We start from the raw sequence: 21,147 nt of genomic DNA, 5'->3' as shown, positions 1-21,147 counted from the left end.
GAATGTGATGTTCAGGCGTGGTGATCAAGCGTGCGCATCGGCGGGCAGTTCGTCCACCGTCTTGGCGCCGGTCATCACGGCCACGGTGTCGCTCATGCTGATGGTTTTGGGGTTGACCACGGCTGCACGTTTGCCCAGGCGCTGAATATGAATGCGGTCCGCGATCTCGAACACATGCGGCATGTTGTGGCTGATCAGAATCACCGGCAGGCCCTTGTCGCGCACGCGGCGGATCAGCTCCAGCACCATATTGCCTTCCTTCACGCCCAGCGCGGCGGTCGGCTCGTCCATGATGACCACATGCTGCGCAAAGGCGGCAGCGCGGGCCACGGCGACGCACTGGCGCTGGCCGCCCGAGAGCGTCTCGACCGCTTGGGTCATGGAACGAATGCCGACCTTGAGCTCCTGCATGCGGGCAATGGCCTGGGCCAGCATTTCCTTTTTGTCGAGCAGGCGCAGCAGTTGGCCAAGGAAGCCGGGCTTGATCAGCTCGCGGCCGAGAAACAGGTTCTCGGCAATGCTCATGGCGGGGGCGACCGCCAGGTCCTGGTATACCGTCTCGATGCCGGCGTGTCGCGCGTCGATGGGCGACTTGAAGTGCACCACCTTGCCGTCAAGCAGCAGCTCGCCTTCGTCCGGCAGCGTGGCGCCCGAGAGGGCCTTGATCAGTGACGATTTGCCGGCGCCGTTGTCGCCGATCACGGCCAGGATTTCACCGGCGCGCAGTTCGAAGTCGGTGCCGTCCAGCGCCGTGACCTGGCCGTAGCGTTTGACAATGCCCTTGGCCTGCATGACGAGAGGTGCTGAGGTATTGATTGCAGCGTTGGTGCTCATTAACGTGCTCCTTTGCGAGACATCTGGTCGGCAGCGACTGCCAGAATCACCAAAATGCCAGTGATCAATGTTTGGTAAACGGAGGCCACGCCCATCAAGGTGAGGCCATTGCGGAACACGCCCACAATCACCGCACCGACGAGCGAGCCGAGAATAATGCCGCGCCCGCCAAACAGGCTGGTGCCGCCCAGCACCACGGCGGTGATGGCGTCCAGGTTTTCAGTTTGGCCCGCATTCGGGTCACCGACACCGGTGCGCGCTACCGACAGCAGGGCGGCAATACCGTAAAACAGGCCGGCCAGCGCGTAGACCGACACCAGCACGCGGTCCACCCGGATGCCGGTCAGCCGTGCCGCTTCAGGGGCGTTGCCCACGGCGTACAGGTGGCGACCCGGCGCGGTTTCGCGCAGCACAAACCACGCCAGTGCATACAAGCCGATCATGGTGACGGTGCCCAGGCTGACTTCGGTGTTGCCCATATTGAACGTGTTGCCCAGGGCCGTCATTTGCGGGGGCAGGTTGGGAATGATTTGCGCCTTGGAGTAAATCTGGGTGATTGCAAACGCGATGTTCAGCGTGCCCAGCGTCACAATGAAGGGCGGCAACTTGAAGCGGGTCACCAGCAAGCCGTTGATGAGGCCAAAGCCGGTGGTGACCGCCAGGCCGCAAATGATGGCCAGGTAGGGGTCAATGCCGTAATTCACCGCGAATTTGGTCATGACCACACCGCCCAGCGCCATCACCATGCCGCAGGACAGATCAATACCGGCCGTCAGAATGATCAGGGTCTGCCCGATGGCCAGCACCCCCACGACCATCACCTGCTGCAACACCAGCGAGAGGTTTTCAGCGGTCAGAAAGCGCTCTGACTGGGTAGTAAAAAAGATGCAGGTGGTCAGCAGGGCCAGCCAGGGGCCCAGCGCCCCCCATGGGATATGGCGTGAGGATGTGTTCATGGTTTAACGCCCTGAAATTACTTTTCGCCCCAGCACAGGTCCATGCCGGTCTTGGTGTCTTTGCTGTCCACGCCCGCAATGGCCTTGGCCGAGATCAGGGTCACGCCGGTGTCGGTGTAGCCCGAAGACTTCTTGCCACCTTTGGCGTAGCTCACCCCGGCTGCCACACCGAGTGCCGCCATTTTCAGGGGGTATTGCTGCGACGTGGCGGTGATGATGCCCGCGGTTGTGTCGCGGATGCCCTGGCAACCACCGTCGACTGACAGAATGGTCACGCCTTTTTCTTTACCGGCTTTTTTCAGGGCGTTGAATGCACCGGCTGCAGCGGGTTCATTGATGGTGTAAACCACATTGATGTCCGGGTTCTTCTGCAGGCAGTTTTCCATGGCCGTCTGGCCTTTGGCCTGATCGCCAAAGCTGTCGGCCATACACACGACGGCGGCGTCCTTGGACAACTCGTTGGACTTGGCGTCAGCAGCCGGCAGGCCGAAACCCTTCATGAAACCGTTGTGACGCTGTGCGCCCACCGGGTGGCCGGGGAACAAGTCCAGTGTGGCAATCTTGGCCGGCTTGCCGGCCATGGCGGCTTTGGCGTACTGGCCAACCAACACGCCGGCTTTGTAGTTGTCGGTGGCGAACAGGGCGTCTGCGCCTTCAAACGGGCTGTCCAGCGCAATCACTTGCACGCCTTTGGCCTGCAATTTTTTGACGGTCGGAGCGATGGCGTCGCCACTGGCCGTGATCAAAATGGTCTTGGCGCCTGCGGCAGCCATGTTTTCCAGGGCGGTGATCTGACCGGCGGTGTCGCCGTCGGATTTGCCGGCCGCGGTCAGCAGCTTGGCGCCGAGCTTCTTGGCCTCGGCTTCGGCGCCTTCCTTCATCTTGACGAAGAAGGCGTTGGTTTCGGTTTTGGTGATCAGGCCGATCACGGGCTCACCCGCAGCGAAAGCGCTGGAGGTGGCAAGGGCCAGTGCAGACAGCATCAGGGTCGTAGTCGCTTTGTTCATGGGAAGTCTCCTCAAGGGATGGCAATCAGTTTTTGCTAAAACGGGGCATAAATATGTTTTAAGCCTCGGGGAATTACGCTTTACGTTGCAGCGCAGGTGGACTATAGTTCTAATCTAGTTACTAAATCAAGTTACTTTAGTTATGGAAAACCCTAAGATGATGCAAATAAATAAGCGCATGCAAGTCGCGACTGCAGGCGAAGCCCTGATCGATTTGATCCTCAATGCGGATGGTCGGCTGCAACCCTGCCTGGGCGGTGCGGTGTACAACCTGACCCGTGCGCTGGCACGCCAGGGCATTGAGACCCTGTACCTGAATCCGCTGTCAAAAGACCGCTTCGGTCGTCAGCTGGCTATTGGTTTGCAGGACGATGGCGCGCACCTCTCCGTGCCTGAGCCGGTGCAGCAAGTGACCTCGCTGGCGGTGGTGGGTGTGGACGCCCAGGGTCACCCGGACTACGCTTTTTACCGCGAGGGCGTGGCCGACCGTGCCATCAGTGCCGAGGCCATGACGAAAGCCTGCGCCGAGGCGCAAACGCTGTCCCTGGTGTGCACCGGTGCGCTGGCGTTGTCGCCCGATGACGCCGAGACCTATCTGCCCTGGCTGGCAAGCCAGCGCCTGGCCGGTCGTACTGTGGTCATTGATGCCAACCTGCGCCCCTCGGTCATGCCCAACCTGGAGCAATACCGCCGGCACGTCCTCACGGCGCTGCAATTCGCCGACATCATCAAGGTTAGCGATGAGGATCTGGAGTGCCTGAACCTGCCCGGCGCGGACGCGACTCAGCGCGCCGCCCACCTGCTGCGCAACAGCCGTGCCTATTTCCTGGCACTGACCCGTGGCGGCGAGGGTGCCAGTTTGCTGACGCGCCATGGCCAGATTTTCCACGCGCGGGAAACCGAACGCGTGGCGGTTGTGGACACGGTGGGGGCGGGTGACTGCTTTCTGGCAGGACTGGTGGTTGCCGTGCTGGAACTGGATATTCCGGCAGATTGGGGATCGGCCGAAGTGCCCGAGGCGCAGGCCCGGGAACTGCTGGGCAACGCCATTGCCAGTGCCACCCTGTGTGTGATGCGCCGGGGCGCCGTGCCGCCCACGCGAGAAGAAGTGCAGGCTCGGCTGGCCCATGCCACGCTGGAGTTCACGGTGGATCAGTCCGGTCCAATCGGAAATACATGATTGTCCCGACCCTGTGCCTGGAGCACGCCGCCCGGTTGATCGCTTCGGGTGGGCGCAAGATTTTGGGTATTGTGGCGCCTCCGGGAGCGGGAAAATCGACCCTGGCGGAGGCGCTGGTTGCCGCATTCCCGCATGACACCCAAATCGTTCCCATGGATGGCTTTCATCTGGCCAACACGCAGTTGGCCCGGCTGGGCCGGGCCGGGCGTAAAGGAGCGTGCGACACCTTTGACAGCGCGGGCTATGTGAGTTTTCTGCGCCGTATCAAGGCCCAGGCCGACGGCGAAATTATCTATGCGCCCGACTTCAGGCGGGACCTGGAGGAGGCCATTGCCGGCGCCATTGCCGTGGAGGCGCGCACACCGCTGATCATCACGGAAGGCAACTATTTGTTATTCGAGGACGGGCCGTGGGCCGAGGTTCGCGGGGTGATGGACGAGGTGTGGTATCTGGAGGTGGACGACGTGGTGCGCCAACAACGCTTGCTGGCGCGTCACATGCGTTTTGGCCGGACTCGGGCGCAAGCCCTGGCGTGGATCAGTCAAACCGATGAACCGAACGCCCGGCGCATTGCACAAACCCGCCATCGCGCCGATATGCTCGTGCCATGGGATGAAGAACAGGCTTAAACCGTACGATTCCTGGCCAGCGGCGGGTTCTTCGAAAAGTAGCCTTGGATGCCGCGCATCAGGGCATTGGCCAACTGGTCCTGGTAGGCGTCACTGTTGAGTTTGGCTTCTTCGTCGGGGTTGCTGATGAAAGCCGCTTCCACCAGCACACTCGGGATGTCGGGCGCTTTGAGCACCGCAAAGCTGGCCTGTTCCACCCTGGGCTTATGCAGTTTGCCGACCCGGCCGATTTCGCCCAGCATGGCGCCGCCAAGTTTCAGGCTGTCGTTGATTTGCGCCGTGGTGCTCATGTCGAACAGGGCGCGTTTGACTTGCGCATCCTTGGCTCGGACGTTCAAGCCGCCCACCTGATCGGCCTTGTTTTCCTTGGCCGCCATCCAGCGCGCGGCCGTGCTGGAGGCGCCACCCTGGCTCAGCGCAAAGACGCTGGCGCCCTGCGGCCTGGGGGTGAAAAATGCATCGGCATGGAGGCTGATGAACAGGTCCGCCTGCACATGCTGCGCCTTCTGCACCCGCACATGCAGCGGCACAAAGAAATCGGCATCGCGCGAGAGGTAGGCGCGCATGGTGTTGCCGTTGATGCTGGTCGCGTTGATGCGGTCGCGCAGCCGGTGGGCCAGGCGCAGCACCACGTCTTTTTCGCGGGTACCACCGGGGCCGACGGCACCGGGGTCTTCACCGCCATGACCGGGGTCCAGGGCAATGATGATCAGGCGGTCGGTTTTTTCGGGTGCCTCCGCCAGGGGCTTGGACGGCGGCGGTTTGGTCTCTGGTGCATTGCCCTTGGCGACTGGTTTTTGGTTTTTCTGGGCGATGAGATCGCCCAAGGGGTCGGCAGGGGGATGCGCCGGGGTGCTGTCCGTGAGCCGTTCGGCAATCAGCGCCTCCAGCGGGTCGATCACCTGGGTCGGATACAGGTCAAACACCAGCCGGTGCTGGTAGGCCGCCACTGGCGTCAGCGTGAACACCTGCGGTGCGATCGCCTGCTTCAAGTCCATCACCAGCCGCACAACACCGGGCGCATTTTGCGCCACGCGAATCCCGGCGATGTTGGGGTCGTTGGCCGCCACCTTGGCGACCAGCTCCTTCAAGGCCGGATTGAGGTCAATGCCCTCGATGTCGACCGCCAGGCGCGGCGGGCTGGCGATAAAAAACTGCTTGACCTTGAGTTCGGTGTCCGATTCGATGGTGACGCGCGAGTACTCGGGTGCCGGCCACACCCGCACCGCCAGGATGGTGGCACCACGGGCCAGGTGTTGTCGGCCCAGCAACAGCACCAGCGCGCCAGCCTGCACCAGGCTGCGGCGCTTCAAGATTGGCCCTTTTGAGACATGGCCGGGCTGGCCGCCTGAAGCAAGGCCGCGCCGATGTCGGTTTGCGCGGTCAGCGTGACCTGCCGGGCGTCGTCGTCCATCGCGTCGAGCTGAATCACCAGATCCGCGCGCGGGAGAAAACCGGCGGCCTTTTCCGGCCACTCGGCCAGCTTGAGACCGGGGCTGGCAAAGATGTCGCGAAAGCCGGCGTCTTCCCATTCACGCGGATCGCTGAAGCGGTAAAAGTCGAAGTGCCAGATGGCGAGCCCGGGCAGCTCATAGGGCTCAACCACAGCATAGGTGGGGCTTTTGACGCGGCCCTGTATCCCCAGCGCGCGCAGCACGTGGCGCACCAGGGTGGTCTTGCCCGCGCCCAGGTCACCGTGCAATTCGACAAACGCGTCATGCAGGGCAGGCTGCGCCGCAAGCGCGGCGGCAAACAACTGCGTCGCCATCTCGTCCGGCCAGAGCAGACTTTTTACAATCGGAGCGTGACCAACTCCAGCACTCATCTCAACAGCAGCCAATTGGTCTCCAGGATTCAGGCGTGGGCCCGCGAACTGGGATTCTCCCAAATTGGCGTGGCCGGTGTTGATTTGTCTTCATCTGAAGAGGGATTATCGGCCTGGCTGGCCCGCGGCTTTCATGGTGACATGGATTACATGGCGGCGCATGGCCTCAAACGCGCGCGGCCCGCAGAGCTGGTGCCCGGCACCGTGAGCGTGATCACCGTCCGCATGGACTACCTGCCAGCCGCGACGCCGCAAGGGTGGCAGGCCATCGAGTTTGCCCGTCTGACCCGACCCGATGAAGGCATCGTGTCGGTCTATGCCCGTGGGCGCGACTACCACAAGGTGCTGCGTCAGCGCCTGCAAAAGCTCAGCGATCGCATCGCTGACCATGTCGGGCCGTTTGGCCACCGCGTGTTCACCGACTCGGCACCGGTGCTGGAGGCCGAACTGGCCGCGCGCAGCGGCCAGGGCTGGCGCGGCAAGCACACGCTGCTGCTGAGTCGCGAGGCCGGCTCCATGTTTTTTCTGGGCGAAATCTATGTGGACCTGGCACTGCCCTTGAGCGAACCCGTCTCGGGACACTGCGGCCACTGCAACGCCTGTATCGACGTGTGTCCGACGCAGGCGATCGTGGCGCCGTACCAGCTCGACGCCCGGCGCTGCATCTCCTACCTCACCATCGAGCATGCGGGACCGATCCCACTTGAGTTGCGCCCCCTCATCGGCAACCGCATCTACGGCTGCGACGACTGCCAGCTGATTTGCCCGTGGAACAAGTTCGCGCAGCGCAGCGCCTTGCCGGATTTTGACGAGCGCCAGGGCCTGGCGGGCAGCCAGCTGGTGACCCTGTTTGCCTGGACGGAGGAAGATTTCTTGCGCTTCACCGAAGGCAGCCCGATCCGGCGCATCGGGCATGAGCGCTGGCTGCGCAATATTGCGGTGGCGTTGGGCAATGCGCTACGTTCCAGCAGGAGCGCGGCGCTGGTTCAGGCGCTTGAACTGCGCGCCAACCACCCCAGCGCGTTGGTGCGCGAGCATGTGGCCTGGGCGCTTGAACTTTGAGTGTTTTTTGCCTGAAGCCCTCGTAGAATAAGCGCGGATAGCTATCAAACTTATAGCGAACGCAGGATGCCCAGCGCGAAGGGCAGACTCGCCATGCCCAGCAGGGTGGACAGCGTGACCAGCCCGGCCACGTAGGCGCCGTCATAGCCCATGCGAGCGGCCAGCACATAGCAGCTGGATGCCGTCGGCAGCGCAGAAAAAGCCAGCAGCACGGTGGTCTGTACCGGGTCGAGCTGAAACAGGTGCGCAAACCCCAGTGCCACCAGCGGCAAAAAGAAATGACGGATCGACAGCACCGCCACCGCCAGGGTTTTGGCGCGGCTCAGCGCACCGAACTGCATGCCGGCCCCCGCCGCCATCAGACCCAGCGCCAGCGAGGCCCCCCCGATACGGCTGACGGTGGGCTCCAGCCAGACTGGCAGCGTGAACCCCAGCAGGTTGGCCGCGAGGCCGGATGCCGTGCCAATGATGAGCGGGTTGCGCACCAGTTCGCGCAGGAAGCCGCGTTGCGCATGGCGGGCCATGGGCCACACGGCGCCGATGTTGAAAAGCGGCACACAGACACCGATCAGCACCGCGATCAACAGCAGACCCTGCGGGCCGGCCAGGCGGTCTGCCAGGGCCAGGCCGACGAATGAGTTGAAGCGAAAAGCCACCTGGGCGCTGGCGGCATGATCTCGTTGCGGTATATACCGTCCCAGCCACGGCAAGTAGGGAAGTGAATAGGCGAGGGCGATGCCCGTGAGCCCCATGGCCCAGCCGGCACCGATCAGGCTGGACGTCGCCCCCAGGTCGAGCGGGCTTTTCACAATCGAGTGGAACAGGAGAACCGGGAAGAACAGGAAATACACCAGGGTTTCGACCTGCGCCCAGACCGTGCGGTTGAGCGCGGTATAGCGGCACACCAGATAGCCGCACAGAATCAGGGAGAAGTCGGGGAACAGAAGTTGGGCGTAATTCACGCGTCGAGAATACCAGCCCTGGTGTTTAGAGCCGGAGGGGCGCCTTGCGGCGACGGCGGCAGCCTTCGGGTTTGCCCTTAAGTGCTCGCCGCAATAGGAATAGCCGATGCCGCCGTTAACATAGGCCTTGGACTTTCACACAATCCGGTACTTAAGGAAGATCACCATCATGCATCGTCGAACTCTTTTCGCGCTAACTCTGGTCGCGGCCGCTGGCTCTGCCATGGCGCAGGGCTATCCCAACAAGGTCATCAAGCTGCAGGTGCCGTTTGCACCGGGCGGCACGACTGACATCATTGCCCGCACGATTTCAGACGCACTGGGCAAGACATTGGGCCAGACGGTGGTGGTGGAGAACAAGGCCGGTGGCGGCGGCATCATTGGGGCCAATGAGACGGCCAAGGCAGCGCCCGATGGCTACTCGCTGGGCATGGCTACCGTGTCCACCACAGCTGCCAACCCCGCCATCAACCCCAGAACACCGTACAACCCGCTGACCGACTTCACGCCCATCATCAACATCGCCGCGACGCCCAATGTCATTGCCGTGCACCCCAGTTTCCCGGCAAAAGACTACAAAGGCTTCCTCGCCGAACTGAAGAAGAATCCCGGCAAATACTCGTATTCTTCGTCAGGCACTGGCGGTATTGGCCATTTGCAGATGGAGTTGTACAAGAATTTGAGTGGTACCTTCATCACCCACATTCCTTACCGGGGTGCTGGCCCGGCCCTGAACGACACCGTCGCCGGCCAGGTGCTCATGACGTTTGACAACATGCCTTCGGCATTGCCGTTCATGCAGTCCAATCGTCTGATTCCGATCGTGGTGGCGGCGCCTCAGCGGCTGTCCCAGCTGCCGAATGTGCCGACCTTCAAGGAAGTGGGGCTGGAGCCGGTGAACCGCATGGCTTACTACGGCATCTACGGCCCCAAAGGCCTGCCCAAAGACGTGGTGGACAAGATCAATGCCGGTGTGCGCAAGGCCCTGGAAGATCCAGTGGTGAAAAAACGGATCGAGGACACGGGTTCCTTCATCGTCGCCAACACGCCCGAGCAGTTTGCAGCGCAGATCAAGGCCGAGTACGAGGTTTACAAAAAAGTGGTTGATACGGCCAAACTCAAGCTCGAGTGACGACGGACCGGCTCCCTGATGCGTCCATCGACGCATTCATAGACGCCCTGTGGCTGGAAGAGGGCTTGTCAAAGAACACCCTCTCGGCCTACCGGCGTGACCTGACGCTGTATGCCGCCTGGCTGCAGCAGCGGGAGCGGGTTTTGACAGCCACGGTTGAAGCTGATTTGAATGCCTACTTCGCCGCGCAACACAGTACGACCAAGGCCACCACGGCGAACCGGCGGCTGACGGTTTTCAAACGCTACTTCCGCTGGGCACTGCGTGAGCGCATCATCGTTGCAGACCCCACCCTCAAGCTGCAGGCCGCCCGGCAGGCGCTGCGGGTGCCCAAGACCCTGACCGAATCGCAGGTGGAGGCATTGCTGGCGGCGCCGGATACCGACACCCCTTTGGGCGTGCGGGACCGCACCATGCTGGAGTTGATGTATGCCAGCGGCCTGCGCGTCAGCGAACTGGTGACGCTCAGGGTGTTCAATGTGAGCCTGTCGGAGAACGTGTTGCGGGTTTTCGGCAAGGGCAACAAGGAACGGCTCGTTCCCTTTGGCGAGGTGGCCAGCCTGTGGATCAAACGGTACCTGGCTGTCGCACGGCCCAGCTTGTTGGCGAGCAAGCAGACCGAAGACCTGTTTGTGACCCATCGGGGCGCCAAGGCCGGTACCGCCATGAGTCGTGTGATGTTCTGGATGATCGTCAAGAAGCATGCGGTCGGCGCCGGCATCACCGCGCCTTTGTCACCCCACACCTTGCGCCATGCTTTTGCGACCCATCTGCTGAACCACGGCGCGGATTTGCGTGCGGTACAGATGCTGCTCGGTCACGCGGACATATCAACCACGACCATTTACACCCATGTGGCGCGCGAGAGATTGAAGACTTTGCATGCCCACCATCATCCACGCGGATAGAGAACACGACGGGCGACGTCAGTCCGCGAGCGTCTCGGCCCAGGCCAGGGCTTGCAGATGGGCCCAGTTCACCTGCTGATTGCTCAATTGCAGGGACTCAGCGGTTCTGGCAAATGCCTCGTCATCGGCGCTTTCGCAGGCCTTCGTCAGCTCCAGGAACGGTGCCAGAACGCCGGTTTGATGCAGCAGGGCATTGACCACCGTCTCTGGCAAAGAGATGGCCTCCAGCGCCTTGTTCAGCGGCATGCCCAACAGGGTGTCGAGCAGGGAAAACACGCCGACGACAAAGGCGTTGTCGCATTCCTCGGGCGGCAGCAACTCCGCCGCGAGCAGCTCCATCAGCCGTCCGCGTACGACCGCCATGCTGCCGACCGCCGGCGGGACATTGCCATTGCGCGATGTCGTCATCAGCAGCGCCGCCCAACGAAACAGTTTTTTGAGGCCGAGAATCATCACGGCATGGCGAAACGACGTGATTTCGCAGCTCAGCCCAAAGCCCGATGAATTGATGAAACGAAGCAGGTTGAACGACAGGGTGGGGTCCCTTTTGAGGACTTCTTCGATTTCGCCAGTACTAGCCTGCTTGCGCACCAGGTTGATCAGCTGAATGATGGCCGCCTGTGCTGGCCGCACCGTCTGCCCCGTGACGAGAACCGGCTTGGCGAACCAGTAGCCCTGAAACAGTTTGATGCCAAGGCCAGCCACCAGTTCATATTGGGCGGCGGTTTCCACTTTTTCCGCGATGAGCCGCGCCGCCGAGTTGTTTTTCGCCTGGTGGACGCTCGTCCTGATCGCGTCGGGTGTGAGCTTCGTGAGGTCGAGCTTGATGAACGAGGCCAGCGGCAGCCAGCTGGCGTAAGGTCCGGTTAACACGGTGTCGTCGAAGGCCAGCCGGAAGCCCCGCGCGGCGATTGCCGACAAGGTCTGCAGGTGCGCTTCAATATCTTCCGCGGTAGCGTCAGACAAGGGTGGTATCTCCAGAACCACCCGGTCCGGTTGAATCAGTTCAAGATGCCCGCCCGCCAGGGTCTGGTGGGTGCAATTGATGAAGATGGTCTTGCGGTCAATCAGTACTTCGCTGTCCGCGTTAGACAGCACATTGAACAGCAACGCCGCATCGCTTGCGGCCGTGTGAGTGGCCGATGCCCGGGAGCGGTCAAACAGCTCATAGCCGAACACCGCACGGTCCGAGTCCAGAATGGCTTGCCGTGCGATGGCGGTGACGTCTTCAGGGGAAGCTTGGGACGCGCTTTCGGTTTCTGGTGTGTTGGACATGAGGCGCCAAGAATAGGTAGCAGCTCATTTTACGGAGCATTCAGTGGCGGGTGCTGGATCAGGCGCAGAGCTGCGCGAGCTCCGCTTCATCGAAACCCGCCGCCCGGCGGGCCTCCAGGTTGAATGGGCCTTTGAGCGCTTTCGCGCCATACGCTCCTGACAGTGCCGCATAGGTGCCGACAGGGTCCAGGCATTTCAGGTTGCAGAGATGCCGATACCAGTGATTGCCAATGGCGACGTGCCCGATTTCGTCCCGCAGGATGATGTCAAGAATGTCTGCACCTTGTCGGTCCCCCACGGAGACCAGCTTGTTCTTGATGGCGGGGGAGGCATCCAGGCCTCGCGCCTCCAGTGTTCGGGGCACGAGCGCCAGGCGAGCGAGCAGGTCGCCTTTGGTTTTCTCAGCCATTTCCCAAAGTCCGTCATGGGCCGGGAAGTCGCCATAGTCAAAACCGATCTCGTTCAGGTGAGCCCGCAGCAGCTGGAAATGCAGCGCTTCTTCCCTGGCCACCTGAAGCCAGTCGAGGTAAAAGCGCTCGGGCATCCCGGCAAATCGCCAAATCACATCGAGGGCCAGATTGACTGCATTGGCTTCGATATGGGTCAGCGCATGAATCAGTGAAGCCCGGCCCTCCCGGGTGCCGACTGCCCGGGTCTTCAGCTGCGACGGGTGCACCAGCAGGGGGCGCTCAGATCGGCCGGGAATGCCGGGTACTTCACCGATGACAGCTGCCACATCAATAGTCAATGCAGGAACAAGGTGCTGGCGGACGGCGGCTGCTTTTTCCTGCGGGGAATGAATCAAAAGCAGTTCCTGGGCCAATCGTCGTATCGAGTTATTCATGCTTTGGATTCCATCTTTACAATTCTAGGCAAATTGAAGGAATGGAATCCACATGGCAATCTATGAACTTGACGGCGCGGCCCCCCGCATTGCGGACTCGGCCTGGGTGGCTGACAGTGCCCAGGTGATGGGCAATGTTGAATTGGCGGATGACGCGAGCGTCTGGTTTGGTGCGGTTATCCGTGGCGACACGGAGACCATCCGGATTGGCCGCCGCTCCAATATTCAGGACATGAGTGTTTTGCATGCCGATGTGGGCATGCCGCTGACCCTGGGTGAGGACGTGACGGTAGGGCATAAAGTCATGTTGCATGGCTGCACGATTGGTGACGGTTCCCTGATTGGCATCGGCGCGGTCGTGCTCAATGGTGCGAAAATTGGCAAGGGTTGCCTTGTAGGGGCCGGCTCTTTGGTGACGGAAGGCAAGGAATTCCCGGATGGGTCGATGATCCTCGGCAGCCCGGCCAAGGTCGTCCGCCAGCTCACACCGGAACAGCTCGAAGGCTTGCGACTGAGTGCCCTGCACTACGTCAGCAATGCAGCCCGCTTTTGCACTGGCTTGAAGAAAATTGCCTGATTTTTCTGATCTGTGGTACGCCATGATTGAGGTCTTGAATTCAATGGGAAAAGTGCGTGTCTGAGATTCACAAGTTTTTGTTTGATGGTTTGCCGGTACGCGGCGTGCTGGTTCGTCTGACGGATGCGTGGACTGAAATTCTGCGTCGTCGGGCTTCTGGCAGCAAGTCGGGTGCGTATCCGCTGCCGGTGCAAAACATGCTGGGCGAGATGACGGCGGCGGCGACCCTGATGCAGTCGAACATCAAGTTCAACGGTTCACTGATATTGCAGATATTTGGCGACGGCCCGGTGAAGCTGGCCGTGGTTGAGGTTCAACCTGATTTTGGTTTGCGCGCCACAGCGACCGTGACCGGTGACATCCCTGCCCAGGCCAGTCTGAGCATGCTCGTCAATGTTGGCAACGAAGGCAAATGTGCCATCACGCTGGATCCCAAGACCAAGTTCCCGGGGCAACAGGCGTATCAGGGTATCGTGCCGCTGTTTGGGGACAAGCATGAGAAGCTTGAGCGCCTGAGCGAAGTGCTGGAGCATTACATGCTGCAAAGCGAGCAGCTTGACACGACACTGGTGCTGGCGGCGGACGACAAAGTGGCCGCAGGGCTATTGATCCAGCGCCTGCCGCTTGAGGGCACGGGCAACCTCGCCGGCAGCCTGATGAGCCAGGCCAATGAAGATGAAATTGGCATCAACGAACACTACAACCGCATTGCCATCCTTGCGTCGACCCTGAAGCGTGAAGAACTGTTGACGCTGGACGCAGATACCATTCTGCGGCGTCTTTTCTGGGAAGAGACCCTGACACGTTTTGAACCCCTGGCGGGCGAGTCCGGGCCACGTTTCTCGTGCAGCTGCAGCCGTGAGCGCGTGAGCAACATGATTCTGGGGCTGGGCATGGAGGAGGCGCAAAGCATCATTGCCGAGCGCGGCGACATTGAGGTGGGTTGCGAATTCTGTGGTCAGCAATACCACTTCGATCCGATTGATGTGGTCCAGATCTTCAGGGTGCCAGGTGATCTGCCGCCATCCAGCGGGGCAGTCCAGTAAAGGAGTTGGCCGATTTGCCCGGCGGGCGACGCGCGGCAGGATCGACGCCCCTATCTTTTCGAAGGCTTGAGCAGACCTGTGAACAATCGGTGTTCGCATTCCGGGTCGCTGCATTTTTCACACGACCATGGCCGCCGATCTGCGCCGACAGCGATGGGTTCGTTCCTGTCACCGCGCCATGACGAGATGGCTTTGAGCGCTGTTTGCACGCGAGCGGGCCCCTGGCCATAAATAACGGCATAGTCGACATGGCCACGCGTGAGCGTGACTCGCAGCCGTGCATCGACCGCTTCGCGGGAGAGGGACTCACTGTGCCGGTGCTGGCCACCGCGGCAAGGGATGTCCAGACCGGTCACCAGTGTCAAGTCGTAGGTCTTGTGTTCGGCAAGGGCTGCTTCGCAGCGCTTTGGGTCGTCGTGCGCCAGGTCGACGTAGATCGCCGCCATGAGGGGTGGGGCGTCGGCAATCAGCACATTCGCTGAATCCTCACCGGCAAGGGGACCGACAAAATACTGCGTGAGCTCGTGTGCGAGCTGTGTCTTGCCACTGCCCTGTGCGCCCAGAACTGCGATTTTCATTGAGGGACCTTGACGCGAGGTTGCGGCCATGCAGGCCCGACCGGTTCAGGAGTCGGTGCGCGGCAAGCTATTTGACGACTTGTACGTAGATTTCGTTGGACTTCACCATGCCGAGTTCCAGCCTGGCTTTTTCCTCGACCATTTCAAGGCCTTCCTTCAGGTCCCGAACCTCCGCAGCCAGTCGATTGTTGGCGATCAGCGCTTGCTGGTTTTGCTGATTCTGGGCCGTGAGCTGTTCAGTCATGCGGGAAACATTGGACACGCTGCCACGGCCAAACCACAGTTGCGCGTGAAGAATCACGAGCAGTGCAATCAGAGCAGCCGGAACAACGCGATTGCCCATGGTCAGATCCCCGACGGGCCACCCTCAGGAAGCGTGCATCCCCTCGGGCGACAGTGCCGCGGCGCAGCCGCAAACCTGGGGGGGCACATCTTTTTAGCGCAGGTTATAAAAAGCGGCGCGGCCGGGGTAGGTGGCAATGTCACCCAGGTCTTCTTCGATGCGCAGCAGCTGGTTGTACTTGGCCATGCGATCCGAACGGCTTAGCGACCCCGTCTTGATCTGGCCGGCGTTGGTGCCCACAGCGATGTCGGCGATGGTGGAGTCCTCGGTCTCGCCCGAACGGTGGCTGATGACGGCGGTGTAGCCCGCGCGCTTGGCCATTTCGATGGCGGCAAAGGTCTCGGTCAGCGTACCGATCTGGTTTATCTTGATCAGAATCGAGTTGGCAATGCCCTTGTCGATGCCTTCCTTGAAGATCTTGGTGTTGGTGACGAAGAGGTCATCACCCACAATCTGCACTTGTTTGCCCAGGCGGTCGGTCAGGATCTTCCAGCCATCCCAGTCGTTTTCAGCCATGCCGTCTTCGATGCTGATGATGGGGTACTTGTCAACCCAGGTCGCCAGCACGTTGGTCCACTCCTCTGAGCTCAAGACCAGACCTTCGCCTGACAAGTGGTATTTGCCGTCTTTGTAGAACTCGCTGGCGGCGCAGTCCAGGCCCAGGGCAATCTGCTCGCCCGCCACGAAGCCGGCCTTGTCGATGGCCTCCAGGATCAGCTGGATCGCTGCTTCATGGCTGGCCACGTTGGGTGCAAAGCCGCCTTCATCGCCGACGGCAACGCTCATGCCCTTGTCGTGCAGGATTTTCTTGAGGGCATGGAATACCTCGGCCCCGTAGCGCACCGCCTCACGAAAGCTGGGCGCTCCGACCGGAATGATCATGAACTCCTGCAGGTCCAGATTGTTGTTGGCATGCGCACCGCCATTGACCACGTTCATCATGGGAACGGGCATTTGCATGGAGCCCATGCCGCCAAAATAACGGTACAGCGGCAAGCCGGACTCTTCCGCGGCGGCACGCGCCACTGCCATTGACACCGCCAGCATGGCGTTCGCACCCAGGCGTGACTTGTTCTCGGTGCCGTCCAGATCAATCAGTGTCTTGTCCAGAAACGCCTGCTCTGATGCATCGAGTCCCAGCACCGCTTCGGAGATTTCGGTATTGATGTGTTCGACGGCTTTGAGCACGCCTTTGCCCAGGTAACGGGCTTTGTCGCCATCGCGCAGCTCGATCGCTTCACGGCTGCCGGTTGAAGCACCTGATGGCACCGCGGCACGACCCATGGTGCCCGATTCCAGCAGTACGTCACATTCCACGGTGGGGTTGCCACGCGAATCAAGAATTTCGCGGCCTACGATGTCAACAATTGCGCTCATTGATTTCTTTCAAAAACAAAACGAAGATAAAAAAACAAAACCCAATACCTAGACGCCTTCTACAACGACCATGCGCATGATCGCGGCACCCTGACGCGCCGCACGCGCCTTGCCGTACTCGGGTGAAGCATCAAAGGCTTTTGCTGCGTCGATGCCTGGAAATTTCAGAATGACCAGTCGGTCTGGCGTCCAGTCGCCTTCGAGAACTTCGACCTTGCCGCCCCGAACACACACCTCGGCCCCATGCGCCCGCATGGCAGCGCTCGACCACTTTATGTAGTCTTCGTATTGCGCCGGGTTGGTGACCGTCACGTTGGCAATGATGTAGGCGCTCGGCATGATCAGGCGCCAATACTATTCTCAAGGAAACCATTTTTCTTGGTCACGGCATCCAGTGCCACCAAGGTCTCCAGCAAGGCCTTCATGTGTTTGAGCGGTACCGCGTTGGGACCGTCGCTCAAGGCTTTGGATGGGTCGGGATGAGTTTCCATGAACAAGCCGGCCACGCCCACAGCCACGGCGGCCCGGGCGAGCACCGGCACCATCTCGCGTTGCCCGCCACTGCTCGTGCCTTGACCGCCCGGCAGCTGAACCGAGTGGGTGGCATCGAACACCACCGGGGCCCTGGTTTCGCGCATGATGGCCAGGGACCGCATGTCGGACACGAGGTTGTTGTAGCCAAAACTGACACCCCGTTCACAGGCCATGAAATTGTCCTCATTCAGGCCTTTTTCCCGCGCCGCCGCCCGCGCCTTGTCGATGACGTTCTTCATGTCGCCAGGCGCCAGAAATTGCCCTTTTTTGATATTGACCGGCAAGCCAGACTGCGCCACAGCCCGGATGAAGTCGGTCTGCCGACACAGGAAAGCCGGCGTTTGCAGCACGTCGACGACGGATGCGACTTGTGCGATCTGGTCTTCCGAGTGAATGTCGGTCAGTATGGGCAGATTGAGTTCGCGTTTGACCTTGGCCAGTATTTCCAGGCCTTTGTCGATGCCGGGGCCGCGAAACGTGCCGCCGCTGGAGCGATTGGCCTTGTCAAAGCTGCTCTTGAAGATGAACGGGATGCCCAGGCTGGACGTGATTTCCTTCAAGGTGCCGGCCGTGTCCATCTGCAGCTGTTCCGACTCAATCACGCAGGGGCCCGCTATGAGGAAGAAACGATGCTCCAAGCCAATGTCAAATCCGCACAATTTCATCAGGCGACCGCTTTCAGGTTTTTTGCAGCTGCCTGGTGGTCCAGCGCCGCTTTGACGAAAGCATTGAAAAGCGGATGGCCATCCCAAGGTGTTGACTTGAACTCGGGGTGAAACTGCACACCTATGAACCAGGGGTGGACACTCTGCGGCAGTTCAACGATTTCAGTCAACTGTTCACGCTGTGTCAAGGCCGAAATCACGAGCCCGGCCTTGCGCAGCGTGTCGAGGAAATGCACGTTGGCCTCATAGCGGTGGCGGTGACGCTCGGTGACGACATCGCCGTAAATCTTGTGTGCCAACGTGCCTTTGGCCACGTCAGAGCTTTGCGCGCCCAGGCGCATGGTGCCACCCAGATCGGAATTCGCGTCACGGGTTTTGATGGTGCCGTCTTCGTCTTTCCATTCGGTGATCAAGGCAATCACGGGATTCGGGCTGTTGGGATCGAACTCTGTGCTGTTGGCGTTTTTCAAACCGGCGACATTGCGGGCGAATTCGATGGTTGCCACCTGCATGCCCAGGCAGATGCCGAGGTAGGGCACCTTGCTCTCCCGAGCAAAGCGGGCTGCACAGATCTTGCCTTCAACGCCACGCACGCCAAAGCCGCCGGGCACCAGAATGGCGTCAAATTTGGCGAGCTGCTTCACGCTGTCCGGCGTGATGGTTTCTGAATCGATGTAGTCAATCTTCACCCGCACATGGTTTTTCATGCCGGCGTGCCGCATGGCTTCATTGAGCGACTTGTAGCTGTCGCTCAGATCCACATATTTGCCGACCATGGCGATGTTGACTTCGCCTTGCGGGTGCTCTGTTTCATACACCAGATCGTCCCAGCGCTTCAAATTGGCGGGCGGCGTGTTCAGGCGCAGCTTGTCGCAAATCAGGCCGTCCAGCCCCTGCTCGTGCAGCATGCGCGGCACCTTGTAGATGGTGTCCACGTCCCACATGGAGATGACACCCCAGTCGGGCACGTTGGAAAACAGAGATATCTTTTGTCGTTCCTCTTCGGGAATGGGCCGGTCGGCGCGACAGATCAGTGCATCGGCCTGAATGCCAATCTCCCGCAATTGCTTGGCAGTGTGCTGGGTCGGTTTGGTTTTGAGTTCTCCGGCTGCGGCAATCCAGGGCACGTAGCTCAAATGAACAAAGGCGCTGTTGTTAGGGCCCAGCTTCAGGCTCATCTGGCGCACCGCCTCCAGGAACGGCAATGACTCGATGTCACCGACGGTGCCACCAATTTCGACGATGGCGACATCGACCGCTTCAGGTGTTCCAAAGCGGGCGCCGCGCTTGACGAAATCCTGAATCTCATTGGTAACGTGCGGAATCACTTGAACTGTCTTGCCGAGGTAGTCGCCACGCCGTTCTTTCTCCAACACGCTCTTGTAGATCTGGCCGGTGGTGAAGTTGTTGGCCTTGCGCATGCGGGATTCCACAAAACGCTCATAGTGGCCAAGGTCGAGATCGGTTTCGGCGCCGTCTTCCGTCACATACACCTCGCCATGCTGAAAGGGCGACATGGTGCCGGGATCGACGTTCAGGTAAGGGTCAAGCTTGATCAAAGTGACTTTGAGGCCTCGCGATTCCAGAATCGCTGCTAAGGAGGCTGAGGCGATTCCCTTGCCAAGGGAAGACACCACACCGCCGGTGACGAAGACAAATTTGGTCATGTCAGAGGGAGCTGCATGCTCGGGGAGGTGGTAAAGGGAGATTATAGGCGCCGCTCTGCTACATTGCGGGCCATGAATGACCTTGCTGGTAAACACATTGTTCTGGGACTGACGGGTGGCATTGCCTGCTACAAGGCGGCCGAATTGTGCCGGGCGCTGCTCAAGGAGGGCGCCACGGTGCAGGTGGTGATGACGGAAGCTGCGGCGCAGTTCATCACACCGGTCACCATGCAGGCACTGAGTAACCGCGCCGTATACGGCTCGCAGTGGGACGCACGCGCGCCGAACAACATGGCGCACATCAACTTGAGTCGCGAGGCCGATGCGATCCTGATTGCGCCCTGCAGCGCTGACTTCATTGCCAGACTTGTGCATGGCCGGGCCGATGATCTGTTGAGCCTAATGTGCCTGGCGCGGCCGCGGGACCAGGTGCCGTTGTTGGTCGCGCCCGCCATGAATCGCGAAATGTGGGCCCATCCCGCCACGCAACGCAACGTAACGCAGCTGATAACGGACGGTGCCACGATTCTCGGTGTCGGGCGCGGCGACCAGGCTTGTGGCGAAACGGGCGATGGCCGCATGCTTGAACCCCAGGAATTGCTGGACGACGTGATTGCTTTTTTTCAGCCCAAAACGCTGGCGGGACAGCAGGTGCTGGTCACGGCCGGGCCCACCTATGAAGCCATTGACCCGGTACGCGGCATCACCAATTTGTCCAGCGGAAAAATGGGGTTTGCTGTCGCGCGGGCCGCCCGTGAGGCTGGGGCAGAGGTGACGCTGGTCGCGGGGCCGGTGCACTTGGCCACACCGCGTGGCGTGAGGCGCATTGATGTGAAATCGGCATTGAATATGCTGGAAGTCTCCGTAGAGTGTGCGCAATCAGCTAGCATATTTATAGCAACAGCAGCGGTGGCCGATTGGCGTCCGGCGAACTCGGCAGAGCAAAAAATAAAGAAGGATGGCTCGGGCGAAGTGCCCCGGCTGACGTTTGTTGAGAACCCGGACATCTTGGCGACTCTGGCCCAGTCGCCGCGGGGCCGTTCGGGTGAGCTGTATTGCGTGGGCTTTGCCGCCGAGAGTCATGATCTACTGGCCAATGCCCAGGCCAAGCGTTTGCGCAAAGGTGTGCCCTTGCTGGTGGGCAATATCGGCCCGGCGACTTTTGGGCAGGACGACAATGCGCTGCTGCTGGTGGACGAGTTCGGCGTCAAAGACTTGGCACGCGATTCAAAACTTGCGCTTGCTCGCAAATTGATAGCAGAGATTGCAACAAGAACGAGGGCTAGAGGTCAAAAATGATGAAAATCGACGTCAAGATCATTGACTCGCGCATGGCAGACCAGTTGCCCGCGTATGCGACGCCCGGCAGTGCCGGGCTTGATTTGCGGGCCTGCCTGAGTGAGCCGCTGACCCTGCAACCCAACGCGTGGCAACTGGTGCCCACCGGCATCGCCATTTACTTGAATGATCCCAATTTTGCGGCGATTATCCTGCCGCGCTCCGGCTTGGGTCACAAGCACGGCATTGTGCTGGGCAATCTGGTGGGGCTGATCGACAGCGATTACCAGGGGCAACTTATGGTGAGTGCCTGGAACCGCAGTGACGTCGCATTCACCATTGAACCGATGGAGCGCATCGCACAGCTTGTGATCGTTCCCGTGGTGCAGGCGCAATTCAACGTGGTGAGCGAATTTCCTGCCAGTGAACGCGGAGAAGGGGGCTACGGCTCCACCGGCAAATCCTGAC

General features: G+C 60.6%; 23 protein-coding genes. 9 read left to right on the top strand and 14 right to left on the bottom strand.

The genetic code is table 11. The annotated features are described in order from the left end of the window. Nucleotides 1-24: 24 nt before the first annotated feature. The 3 genes from Q7T10_RS02975 to Q7T10_RS02965 are packed head-to-tail and all read right to left on the bottom strand — an operon-like array spanning nucleotide 25 to nucleotide 2,797. A complete protein-coding gene (locus Q7T10_RS02975) occupies nucleotides 25-834 on the bottom strand; it encodes an ATP-binding cassette domain-containing protein (protein ID WP_304745722.1) in 810 nt (269 codons plus the stop codon). Continuing rightward, a complete protein-coding gene (locus Q7T10_RS02970) occupies nucleotides 834-1,790 on the bottom strand; it encodes an ABC transporter permease (RefSeq protein ID WP_304745719.1) in 957 nt (318 codons plus the stop codon). The genes Q7T10_RS02975 and Q7T10_RS02970 overlap by 1 nt, the downstream gene beginning before the upstream one ends. Before the next feature lie 17 nt (nucleotides 1,791-1,807). After that, nucleotides 1,808-2,797 carry a substrate-binding domain-containing protein gene (locus Q7T10_RS02965; RefSeq protein ID WP_304745716.1) on the bottom strand — a complete coding sequence of 330 codons (990 nt, stop codon included), beginning with the start codon at nucleotides 2,795-2,797 and terminating at the stop codon, nucleotides 1,808-1,810. A gap of 157 nt (nucleotides 2,798-2,954) precedes the next feature. Here Q7T10_RS02965 and Q7T10_RS02960 point away from each other — a divergent pair, with 157 nt between their 5' ends. Continuing rightward, complete coding sequence (locus Q7T10_RS02960) at nucleotides 2,955-3,977, top strand: PfkB family carbohydrate kinase (RefSeq protein ID WP_304745714.1); 1,023 nt, start codon at nucleotides 2,955-2,957, stop codon at nucleotides 3,975-3,977. Next, entirely contained in the window at nucleotides 3,974-4,606 is a 633-nt protein-coding gene (locus Q7T10_RS02955; RefSeq protein WP_304745712.1) for a nucleoside/nucleotide kinase family protein, read from the top strand. The genes Q7T10_RS02960 and Q7T10_RS02955 overlap by 4 nt, the downstream gene beginning before the upstream one ends. Here Q7T10_RS02955 and Q7T10_RS02950 read toward each other — a convergent pair. Both Q7T10_RS02950 and tsaE read right to left on the bottom strand, forming a co-directional pair. Next, nucleotides 4,603-5,919 carry an N-acetylmuramoyl-L-alanine amidase gene (locus tag Q7T10_RS02950; protein ID WP_304745710.1) on the bottom strand — a complete coding sequence of 439 codons (1,317 nt, stop codon included), beginning with the start codon at nucleotides 5,917-5,919 and terminating at the stop codon, nucleotides 4,603-4,605. The genes Q7T10_RS02955 and Q7T10_RS02950 overlap by 4 nt on opposite strands. Continuing rightward, nucleotides 5,916-6,431 carry a tRNA (adenosine(37)-N6)-threonylcarbamoyltransferase complex ATPase subunit type 1 TsaE gene (gene tsaE, locus Q7T10_RS02945; RefSeq protein WP_370653716.1) on the bottom strand — a complete coding sequence of 172 codons (516 nt, stop codon included), beginning with the start codon at nucleotides 6,429-6,431 and terminating at the stop codon, nucleotides 5,916-5,918. The genes Q7T10_RS02950 and tsaE overlap by 4 nt, the downstream gene beginning before the upstream one ends. A gap of 27 nt (nucleotides 6,432-6,458) precedes the next feature. Between tsaE and queG the strand changes: the two genes are divergently transcribed. Next, nucleotides 6,459-7,493 (top strand): tRNA epoxyqueuosine(34) reductase QueG, encoded by a 1,035-nt coding sequence (gene queG, locus Q7T10_RS02940; RefSeq protein ID WP_370653719.1) that lies wholly within the window; start codon nucleotides 6,459-6,461, stop codon nucleotides 7,491-7,493. A gap of 50 nt (nucleotides 7,494-7,543) precedes the next feature. Here the strand turns inward: queG and Q7T10_RS02935 are convergent, their stop codons facing one another. Further along, on the bottom strand, nucleotides 7,544-8,455 hold the full coding sequence (locus Q7T10_RS02935) for an AEC family transporter (protein WP_304745703.1): 912 nt from the start codon (nucleotides 8,453-8,455) through the stop codon (nucleotides 7,544-7,546). A 169-nt stretch (nucleotides 8,456-8,624) separates the two neighbouring features. Between Q7T10_RS02935 and Q7T10_RS02930 the strand changes: the two genes are divergently transcribed. Then, nucleotides 8,625-9,587, top strand: a complete 963-nt coding sequence (locus Q7T10_RS02930; RefSeq protein WP_304745701.1) for a tripartite tricarboxylate transporter substrate binding protein BugE — start codon at nucleotides 8,625-8,627, stop codon at nucleotides 9,585-9,587. Beyond that, nucleotides 9,584-10,495, top strand: coding sequence for a site-specific tyrosine recombinase XerD (gene xerD, locus Q7T10_RS02925; protein WP_304745699.1), 912 nt, complete (start codon nucleotides 9,584-9,586; stop codon nucleotides 10,493-10,495). The genes Q7T10_RS02930 and xerD overlap by 4 nt, the downstream gene beginning before the upstream one ends. Nucleotides 10,496-10,513: 18 nt before the next feature. Here xerD and Q7T10_RS02920 read toward each other — a convergent pair whose 3' ends face one another. Together Q7T10_RS02920 and Q7T10_RS02915 are read right to left on the bottom strand one after the other, a co-directional pair. Then, on the bottom strand, nucleotides 10,514-11,770 hold the full coding sequence (locus Q7T10_RS02920) for an EAL and HDOD domain-containing protein (protein ID WP_304745697.1): 1,257 nt from the start codon (nucleotides 11,768-11,770) through the stop codon (nucleotides 10,514-10,516). 58 nt (nucleotides 11,771-11,828) lie between these two features. Then, a complete protein-coding gene (locus Q7T10_RS02915; protein WP_304745695.1) occupies nucleotides 11,829-12,614 on the bottom strand; it encodes a ferritin-like domain-containing protein in 786 nt (261 codons plus the stop codon). 52 nt (nucleotides 12,615-12,666) lie between these two features. Here Q7T10_RS02915 and Q7T10_RS02910 point away from each other — a divergent pair, with 52 nt between their 5' ends. After that, a complete protein-coding gene (locus tag Q7T10_RS02910; RefSeq protein WP_304745693.1) occupies nucleotides 12,667-13,191 on the top strand; it encodes a gamma carbonic anhydrase family protein in 525 nt (174 codons plus the stop codon). Between the two features lie 56 nt (nucleotides 13,192-13,247). Continuing rightward, entirely contained in the window at nucleotides 13,248-14,237 is a 990-nt protein-coding gene (locus Q7T10_RS02905) for an Hsp33 family molecular chaperone HslO (RefSeq protein WP_304745692.1), read from the top strand. Nucleotides 14,238-14,287: 50 nt separating this feature from the next. Here the strand turns inward: Q7T10_RS02905 and Q7T10_RS02900 are convergent, their stop codons facing one another. The 6 genes from Q7T10_RS02900 to Q7T10_RS02875 form a co-directional block, all read right to left on the bottom strand. Next, entirely contained in the window at nucleotides 14,288-14,815 is a 528-nt protein-coding gene (locus tag Q7T10_RS02900; RefSeq protein WP_304745690.1) for an AAA family ATPase, read from the bottom strand. Between the two features lie 67 nt (nucleotides 14,816-14,882). After that, on the bottom strand, nucleotides 14,883-15,158 hold the full coding sequence (locus tag Q7T10_RS02895) for a septum formation initiator family protein (RefSeq protein ID WP_304745688.1): 276 nt from the start codon (nucleotides 15,156-15,158) through the stop codon (nucleotides 14,883-14,885). Between the two features lie 93 nt (nucleotides 15,159-15,251). After that, nucleotides 15,252-16,535: a phosphopyruvate hydratase gene (gene eno, locus Q7T10_RS02890; RefSeq protein ID WP_304745686.1), complete on the bottom strand. Its 1,284-nt coding sequence runs from the start codon at nucleotides 16,533-16,535 to the stop codon at nucleotides 15,252-15,254. 48 nt (nucleotides 16,536-16,583) lie between these two features. Continuing rightward, complete coding sequence (locus tag Q7T10_RS02885) at nucleotides 16,584-16,874, bottom strand: DUF1330 domain-containing protein (RefSeq protein ID WP_304745684.1); 291 nt, start codon at nucleotides 16,872-16,874, stop codon at nucleotides 16,584-16,586. A gap of 2 nt (nucleotides 16,875-16,876) precedes the next feature. Beyond that, on the bottom strand, nucleotides 16,877-17,734 hold the full coding sequence (gene kdsA / locus Q7T10_RS02880) for a 3-deoxy-8-phosphooctulonate synthase (protein ID WP_304745682.1): 858 nt from the start codon (nucleotides 17,732-17,734) through the stop codon (nucleotides 16,877-16,879). Further along, complete coding sequence (locus Q7T10_RS02875; protein WP_304745680.1) at nucleotides 17,734-19,401, bottom strand: CTP synthase; 1,668 nt, start codon at nucleotides 19,399-19,401, stop codon at nucleotides 17,734-17,736. Before Q7T10_RS02875 ends, kdsA begins: the two co-directional genes overlap by 1 nt. 72 nt (nucleotides 19,402-19,473) lie before the next feature. Between Q7T10_RS02875 and coaBC the strand changes: the two genes are divergently transcribed. After that, nucleotides 19,474-20,700, top strand: a complete 1,227-nt coding sequence (gene coaBC, locus Q7T10_RS02870) for a bifunctional phosphopantothenoylcysteine decarboxylase/phosphopantothenate--cysteine ligase CoaBC (protein ID WP_304745678.1) — start codon at nucleotides 19,474-19,476, stop codon at nucleotides 20,698-20,700. After that, on the top strand, nucleotides 20,700-21,146 hold the full coding sequence (gene dut / locus Q7T10_RS02865) for a dUTP diphosphatase (protein WP_304745761.1): 447 nt from the start codon (nucleotides 20,700-20,702) through the stop codon (nucleotides 21,144-21,146). The genes coaBC and dut overlap by 1 nt, the downstream gene beginning before the upstream one ends. Nucleotide 21,147: the final 1 nt, after the last annotated feature.

Source organism: Rhodoferax sp. (assembly GCF_030646845.1).
Lineage (GTDB): Bacteria > Pseudomonadota > Gammaproteobacteria > Burkholderiales > Burkholderiaceae_C > Rhodoferax.
The sequence above is the reverse complement of the archived record's forward strand: the minus strand, read 5'-3'. Positions and strand labels throughout refer to the sequence as shown.